Origin of the sequence: Kutzneria sp. NPDC051319 (assembly GCF_040682195.1) — a bacterium.
Lineage (GTDB): Bacteria > Actinomycetota > Actinomycetes > Mycobacteriales > Pseudonocardiaceae > Kutzneria.
This window is the reverse complement of the sequence record NZ_JBFBAM010000037.1, coordinates 81,041-88,476: the sequence shown is the minus strand read 5'-3', so window position 1 is coordinate 88,476 and position 7,436 is coordinate 81,041. Positions and strand designations below refer to the sequence as shown.

Genomic DNA, 7,436 nt, shown 5'->3' with positions numbered 1-7,436 from the left:
GCAGGGAAGGACGCCTTACCCGCGTTCAACGCGGGTAAGGCGTCCTTCCCTGCATAACGGGGTGGTCACCGAGAGTGGTGACCGAGGGGTGGGTTGCCGAGCCAGGCGGCGTTCCACGTGAGGCGGCCCAGCTGCCCGGTGACGGTGATGGCGTTGGCGCCCTGGAGGTCGCGGACGGCCTGGCGGGTGGCGCCGTCGTAGCAGCCGGGGGTGCCGAACAGGTAGCCGAAGGCGGCCATGCGCTGCTGCCAGGTGGCCAGGGCGGCGGCGCAGTCGCCGGCCAGGAACACCTTGCCGGGCCAGATGGGCACGGCGATGTAGGCGGCGTCGGCGGTGGTGGGCGCGCGGCGGGAGGCGGCGTCGGTGTCGGGGACGAGCCCGAGCTTGTCGCCGCATTCCCACGGCTGCCAGCCGCGCATGCGGTACAGGTACAGGGCCCGGTAGTCCTGCTCGGCGGGAGCGGCCTGGCTGGGCAGGCCCGTGCCGCCGACGCTGGCCCACGTGGGCAGGTCGAACTGGTAGGCGCCGTAGTGCTTCCCGTCCGCGGACACGGCGGTGTAGGAGTCGGAGGACTCGCACAGGCGCAGCCGGGCCCAGTCCTGCTTGCTTGGATCGGCCGCGGCCGTGCCGGCGGACAGGACCGCGAACACGGCCAGCAGTGCCGCGGTGACCAGCGGCGATCGGGTGATCACGAACCGACGGTAGGTCCGCTGCGGTGCAGTCACAACTTGGTGACCCGCATGGCTGACGGCCCATGATCACCGATACCGTTCGGCACCACCCGACGACGACGCCGGAAGGCAGCGATGACTGAGGCCACGACTGGGGCTGCCGGCGCGCCGGCGATCAAGCGGCTGCGTTTCGGCTGGTACAGCTACGGCTGGGCGGCGCAGGTGTTCGAGACGACGGTGCTTGCGGTGTTCATGAGCCGCTACCTGCCGTCGGTGGCCGAGCACGCGGTGGGCGAGAACGGCCGGCTGCACGTGCTGGGCATCCCGATCGCGCCGGCGTCGCTGTTCACCTACACGGTGTCGCTGGGCTCGGTGCTGCTGATCGTGCTGATGCCGATCGTCGGGGCCTTCGCCGACCGGACCGGCCGCAAGCGGCAGCTGCTGTTCGGTTTCGCCTACATCGGCGCGATCGCCTGCGTGGCGATGGTGTTCGTCGGGCTGACGGACTGGGTCCTGGGCTCGGTGCTGTTCATGGTGGCGTTCCTGACCTACAAGTGCGCCCGGGTGGTCTACAACTCGCTGCTGCCGGATCTGGCCGGGCCGGACGAGCGGGACGCGGTGTCCTCGATCGGCTGGGCCGTGGGCTATCTGGGCGGCGGCTCGCTGCTGGCGCTCAATCTCGTCGCGTCGTTCCTGATCAGCGACAAGTCCGAGCTGGCACGGCTGTCGCTGTGCAGCGCGGGTGTGTGGTGGGCGGCGTTCATGATCGTGCCGGCGGTGGTGCTGCGGAAGATGCCGATGTCGGCCGACAAGCACGCGCCGGCGGCCGGCTCGGCGATCACCGCGGGCTTCAAGGAGCTCGGCGACACGCTGCGGCATCTGCGGCTGTACCCGTGGACGCTGCTGTTCCTGGTGGCCTACCTCGTCTACTACGACGGCATCGCGACCACCACGACACTGGCCGCCGACTACGGGCAGAACGAGCTCAAGCTGGACGACAACATCCTGCTCTCGGCAATCCTGCTGGTGCAGTTCGCCTCGTTCGGCGGGGCGCTGCTGCTGGGCAAGCTGGCGCAGCGGTGGGGCGCCAAGCGCGTGGTGGCGTGGTCGCTGGTGGTGTGGTCGGTGCTGATCACGCTGGCGTACTTCCTACAGCCGGGCCAGCCGGTGCAGTTCTACCTGCTGGCCGTCGGGATCTCGCTGGTGCTGGGCGGCAGCCAGGCGCTGTCGCGGTCGATGTTCGCCAGCATGATCCCGACCGGCAAGGAGGCGGAGTACTTCAGCCTGTTCGAGATCTCCAGCTCGGGCACCTCGGCGCTCGGTCCGCTGCTGTTCGGGCTGGTGCTGCAGAACACCGGCAGCTACCGGTCGGCGATCTTCTCGCTGATCGCGTTCTTCGTCATCGGGCTGGTGCTGTTGCTGCTGGTCAACGTGCGCAAGGCGATCGCCGCGGCGGGCAACGAGGTGCCGGGCACACTGGAGCAGAGCCGGTGATCACACGTTTCCGTAAAAATCAACAGCTGGTTGTGTGGTCTAGGCAACAGTTCTAGGGTGGGGACAGTTCTGTCCCGCACTACCTCCCACCACGAGGGAAGTGACCCCGCATGGCGCGGGCACCCGACGGCGCGAGTCCCCGCGCGCTGTTCGACCGTCGCACCGCCCCCTCGACGACCTGGCCGGGCACGCCGAGGAAGTCGCCCGCGCCTGTCACGCCATGGCCGTGCGCTTCCACCGCGGCGGCAAGCTCGTGGTGTTCGGCAACGGCGGCTGCTCCACCGACGCCCAGCACGTCGCCGTGGAGTTCGTGCACCCGGTGATCGTCGGCAAGCGGGCCCTGCCGGCGGTCTCGCTGACCTCGGACGTGGCGACACTGACCGCGGTCGGCCTGGACGAGGCGTTCGCCCATCAGATCCGGTTCCTGGCCGAGCCCGCCGATATCGCGCTCGCGCTGTCGGTCGACGGCAACTGCCCCAACATCCTGCGTGGCCTGGAGCAGGCCCGCGCCGTGGGCATGCTGACCGTGGCGCTGGTCGGCGGGGACGGCGGCCGGATCGTGGCCGAGCGGGCCGCCGAGCACACGCTGGTGGCCCGCTCGGACGACCCGCGGGTGGTCAAGGAGGTGCACGTCACCGCGTACCACGTGCTGTGGGAGCTGGTGCACGTGTTCTTCGAGCAGCCGGGAGTCCTGGAGCCGGCGATGGTGCGATGACCACCGGATCGGGTGACTTACCCCGGTGCGCCGATAACAGCTGCATCACCTGCGGCGACACCGCGGTCGAGGTGACCGTGGTCGAGCTACTGGCCGACGACCTGGCCGTCGTGGAGACGGGTTCGGGGCGCGAAGAGGTCAGTGTCGCCCTGGTGGACGCCCACATTGGCGCGACGGTGCTGGTGCACGCCGGCGAGGCGATCGCCGTCATCCAAGAAGGCTCCTGATGACCGACGTCGAGGCGCTCTACCCGTTCCTGTACGCCGACAAGGTCGATCTGGAGGCGGTGCTGGCCCAGGTCAGCGCGTCCACGGTGGCCAAGGCGCGGGAGATCACCGAGCTGCGGACCCGGGTGCTGGCCGCTGACGGTGACCGGATGGCCCGGTGCGCGGCGGAGATGGCCGAGCGGTTCGCGGCCGGCGGGCGGCTGCTGTCGTTCGGCAACGGCGGCTCCTCCACCGACGCCCAGGAGGTCGCCGCCCTGTTCCTGTCCCCTGGCGGCGGGCTGCGGCCGCTGACGGCGCTGTGCCTGACCAACGACATCGCCGTGGTGACGGCGCTGTCCAACGACATCGGCTTCGACGTGGTGTTCGCCCGGCAGCTCGCGGCGCTGTCGCGGCCGGGCGACATCGCGGTGGGGCTGTCGACCAGCGGCAACTCGGCCAATCTGCTGGCCGCCTTCGACGAGGCGGGCCGGCGCGGGCTGCTCACGGTCGGCATCGCCGGCTACGACGGCGGGCGGATGGCCGAGCTGGACACCATCGACCACCTGTTCACCGTGCCGTCGGCCTCCGTGCACCGCGTGCAGGAGGCCCAGACCACCATCTACCACGCGCTGTGGGAACTCGTTCTCGACCGGCTCAGGGGTGATGACCAGTGAGCACCACCGAAGAACAGCCCATCCATATCCTGTGGATCAACGCCGGTCTGAGCTGCGACGGGGACTCCGTCGCGCTGACCGCGGCGACGCAGCCCAGCATCGAGGAGATCGTGCTCGGCGCCCTGCCGGGACTGCCCAAGATCGCCGTGCACTGGCCGCTGATCGACTTCGAGTGCGGCCCGGTGCAGGGCGCCGACAACTTCATCGACTGGTTCCACAAGGCCGACGCGGGCGAGCTGGAGCCGTTCGTGCTCGTGGTGGAGGGGTCGATCCCCAACGAGTCGATCAAGTCGGAGGGCTACTGGTGCGGGTTCGGCAACGACCCGGCCACCGGCCAGCCGATGACCACCAGCGAGTGGCTGGACCGGTTGGCGCCCAAGGCGTTGGCCGTGCTGGCCGTGGGGACCTGCGCGGCCTACGGCGGGATCCACGCGATGGCCGGCAACCCGACCGGGGCCATGGGCGTGCCCGACTACCTGGGCTGGGACTGGACGTCCAAGGCCGGCATCCCGATCGTGTGCGTGCCGGGCTGCCCGATCCACCCGGACAACCTGTCCGAGACGATCCTCTACTTGCTGTACCTGGCCGCCGGGCAGGCGCCGATGATCCCGCTGGACGAGCAGCTGCGGCCACAGTGGCTGTTCGGGGCGACCGTGCACGAGGGCTGCGACCGGGCCGGTTACTACGAGCAGGGCCAGTTCGCCGACGAGTACGGCTCCCCGCGCTGCCTGGTCAAGATCGGCTGCTGGGGCCCGGTGGTCAAGTGCAACGTGCCCAAGCGGGGCTGGATCAACGGCATCGGCGGCTGCCCCAACGTGGGCGGCATCTGCATCGGCTGCACCATGCCCGGCTTCCCGGACCAGTTCATGCCGTTCATGGACGAGCCGCCCGGCGCCCGGGTGTCGGCCGCGGCGAGCGGCGCGTACGGGTCGGTGATCCGGCGGCTGCGCGGGATCACGCTGCGCAAGGCCAACCGCGAGCCCAAGTGGCGCAAGAAGGGCAAGGAGCTCCACACCGGCTACACCAAGTCCTGGTCGTAGGGAGGCCCCGGCGATGACCACCTCGAAGAACGACCTCGTCGAGATGTCGTGGGACCCGATCACCCGGATCGTGGGCAGCCTGGGCATCTACACGAAGATCGACTGGCCGGCCAAGCGCGTCGTGGAGTGCCACTCCACCTCCTCGGTGTTCCGCGGCTACAGCATCTTCATGAAGGGCAAAGACCCGCGCGACGCCCACTTCATCACCAGCCGGATCTGCGGGATCTGCGGCGACAACCACGCCACCTGCTCGGTCTACACCCAGAACATGGCCTACGGCGTGCGGCCGCCGCACCTCGGCGAGTGGATCATCAACCTGGGCGAGGCCGCCGAGTACATGTTCGACCACAACATCTTCCAGGAGAACCTGGTCGGCGTGGACTACTGCGAGCGCATGGTCCGCGAGACCAACCCGGGCGTGCTGGAGCTGGCCAACCGCACCGAGGCCCCGCACGCCGCCGAGCACGGCTACCGCTTCATCGGCGACATCATGCGCTCGCTCAACCCGCTGGAGGGCGAGTTCTACCGCGAGGCCCTCCAGGTGTCCCGGTCCACCCGGGAGATGTTCTGCCTGATGGAAGGCCGGCACGTGCACCCGTCCACGCTGTACCCGGGCGGGGTCGGCACGGTGGCGACGGTGCAGCTGTTCACCGACTACCTGACCCGGCTGATGCGGTACGTGGAGTTCATGAAGCGGGTCGTGCCGATGCACGACGATCTGTTCGACTTCTTCTACGAGGCGCTGCCCGGCTACGAGGAGGTCGGCCGCCGCCGCGTCCTGCTGGGCTGCTGGGCTCGCTCAACGACCCGAACTACTGCGACTTCAGCTACCGGAACATGGCCGACTGGGGCCGCAAGATGTTCGTCACGCCCGGGGTCGTGGTGGACGGCAAGCTGGTGACCACGAGCCTGGTCGACATCAACCTGGGCATCCGGATCCTGCTGGGCTCCTCGTTCTACGAGGACTGGGAGGACCAGGAGATGTTCGTGACGTCCGATCCGCTGGGCAACCCGGTGGACCGCCGCCACCCCTGGAACCAGCACACCATTCCCCGGCCGGCCAAGCGGGACTTCGACGACAAGTACTCGTGGACGATGTCGCCGCGCTGGTTCGACGGCAAGGACCACCTGGCGCTGGACACCGGCGGCGGCCCCATCGCCCGCCTGTGGGTCACGGCGCTGGCCGACATGGTGCACACCCCGTACGTGAACTCGACCGGGCACAGCGTGAAGATCGACCTGCCGCGCACGGCGACCAGGCCCGAGGTCGGCTTCGAGTGGAAGATTCCACAGTGGAGCAACGCCCTGGAGCGCAACCGGGCCCGCACCTACTTCCAGGCCTACGCCGCCGGCATGGCGCTGTACTTCGTGGAGCAGGCGCTGGCCGAGATCCGCGGCGGCAACACCAAGACGTGGGAGAAGTTCACCGTGCCGGACGAGGCGATCTCCTGCGGCTTCACCGAGGCCGTGCGGGGCGTGCTGTCGCACCACATGGTCGTCCGCGGCGGCAAGATCGCCAACTACCACCCGTACCCGCCCACGCCGTGGAACGGCAGCGTGCGGGACTCCTTCGGCACGGCCGGCCCGTACGAGGACGCCGTGCAGAACACGCCGATCTTCGAGGAGAACAGCCAGGAGAACTTCAAGGGCATCGACATCATGCGGGCGGTGCGCAGCTTCGACCCGTGCCTGCCGTGCGGGGTCCACATGAACCTGTCCACCGGCAAGGTGATCGAGAAGCTGCACACCCCGCACGCCTTCGGCTCCGCCCTCGGGGAGTGACGGGTGGCTTCCGCCGGTGAGGTGGGCGACCGCGTCGAGCGGCTGCTGGCCGAGTTCGAGGCGCTCGCCGACCCGACGCTCGCCGCCCGCGCGGAGGAGCTGGTCCGCACGGTGGTGGAGTTCTACGGGACCGCGCTGGAGCGGATCGTGGAGCTGACGCCGGAGCCGGTGCTGGAGAGCCTGGCCGCCGACCAGCTCGTCGCCGGGGTGCTGGTGGTGCACGACCTGCACCCGCACAGCCTGGAGCAGCGGGTGCAGCGCGCCCTGGACGGGGTGCGGCCCTACCTGGGGTCGCACTCGGGCGACGTGAGCTTCGTGGAGATCACCGACGAGGGCGTGCTGCGGCTGGCCCTGGGCGGCAGCTGCGACGGCTGCCCGTCCTCCACAGTGACCGTGAAGCTGGCGATCGAGCAGGCCATCGAGCACGCGGCCCCGGAGATCGTGCGCATCGACGTCGAAGGCGTGGTGCCGTTGGAGACCGGGCCCGGTGGTCGGCCGCTGCTGCCTCTGGTCACGGCGGAGAAGGCGTCGTGGGTGGAGCTGGGCGAGGCCGACAGGTCGCGCCCGGGGCCGTCTCCTCGGCACGGGTGCGGGGCGCGGCGACGGTGGTGTGCAACGCCGGCGGGACCCTGTATGCCTACCGGGACCGGTGCGCGGCGTGTCAGGAGGCGTTGTCCGGTGGGCACTTCGACGGGCGGCTGTTGTCGTGTCCGTCGTGCGGAGCGAGCTACGACGTGGTGGCGGCGGGCCGGGCGGTCAACGGGAACGGGCACCTGGACCCGCTGCCGCTGCTGGCGTCGGACGACGGCACGATCCGGGTCGCGGTCTCGGCATGACTTCCGGCCTACGGCGCT

7 protein-coding genes and 2 pseudogenes are annotated in these 7,436 nt (G+C 69.8%); 8 read left to right on the top strand and 1 reads right to left on the bottom strand.

Features of this window, described 5'->3' with window-relative positions; translation table 11 throughout:
* Nucleotides 1–65: 65 nt before the first annotated feature.
* Complete coding sequence (locus AB0M73_RS30390) at nucleotides 66–689, bottom strand: transglycosylase family protein (RefSeq protein WP_363897552.1); 624 nt, start codon at nucleotides 687–689, stop codon at nucleotides 66–68.
* Between the two features lie 117 nt (nucleotides 690–806).
* On the opposite strand from AB0M73_RS30390, the gene AB0M73_RS30385 reads away from it, so the two are divergent.
* The 8 genes and pseudogenes from AB0M73_RS30385 (at nucleotide 807) to AB0M73_RS30350 (ending at nucleotide 7,418) form a co-directional block, all read left to right on the top strand.
* Nucleotides 807–2,165 (top strand): MFS transporter, encoded by a 1,359-nt coding sequence (locus AB0M73_RS30385; RefSeq protein ID WP_363897530.1) that lies wholly within the window; start codon nucleotides 807–809, stop codon nucleotides 2,163–2,165.
* 178 nt (nucleotides 2,166–2,343) lie between these two features.
* Entirely contained in the window at nucleotides 2,344–2,880 is a 537-nt protein-coding gene (locus AB0M73_RS30380; RefSeq protein WP_363897549.1) for an SIS domain-containing protein, read from the top strand.
* The gene (locus AB0M73_RS30375) at nucleotides 2,877–3,107 is read left to right on the top strand and encodes a HypC/HybG/HupF family hydrogenase formation chaperone (RefSeq protein WP_363897527.1); all 231 of its coding nucleotides are present in this window, start codon (nucleotides 2,877–2,879) and stop codon (nucleotides 3,105–3,107) included. The genes AB0M73_RS30380 and AB0M73_RS30375 overlap by 4 nt, the downstream gene beginning before the upstream one ends.
* Nucleotides 3,107–3,760 (top strand): SIS domain-containing protein, encoded by a 654-nt coding sequence (locus AB0M73_RS30370; protein ID WP_363897524.1) that lies wholly within the window; start codon nucleotides 3,107–3,109, stop codon nucleotides 3,758–3,760. The genes AB0M73_RS30375 and AB0M73_RS30370 overlap by 1 nt, the downstream gene beginning before the upstream one ends.
* Complete coding sequence (locus tag AB0M73_RS30365; RefSeq protein WP_363897520.1) at nucleotides 3,757–4,800, top strand: hydrogenase expression protein HypE; 1,044 nt, start codon at nucleotides 3,757–3,759, stop codon at nucleotides 4,798–4,800. The genes AB0M73_RS30370 and AB0M73_RS30365 overlap by 4 nt, the downstream gene beginning before the upstream one ends.
* A 13-nt stretch (nucleotides 4,801–4,813) precedes the next feature.
* A pseudogene (locus AB0M73_RS30360) lies at nucleotides 4,814–6,582 on the top strand (nickel-dependent hydrogenase large subunit).
* Nucleotides 6,583–6,585: 3 nt separating this feature from the next.
* Nucleotides 6,586–7,020, top strand: a pseudogene (locus tag AB0M73_RS30355) (NifU family protein); the annotation flags it as partial.
* A gap of 92 nt (nucleotides 7,021–7,112) precedes the next feature.
* Complete coding sequence (locus tag AB0M73_RS30350; RefSeq protein ID WP_363897546.1) at nucleotides 7,113–7,418, top strand: Rieske 2Fe-2S domain-containing protein; 306 nt, start codon at nucleotides 7,113–7,115, stop codon at nucleotides 7,416–7,418.
* The last annotated feature ends 18 nt before the right edge of the window (nucleotides 7,419–7,436 follow it).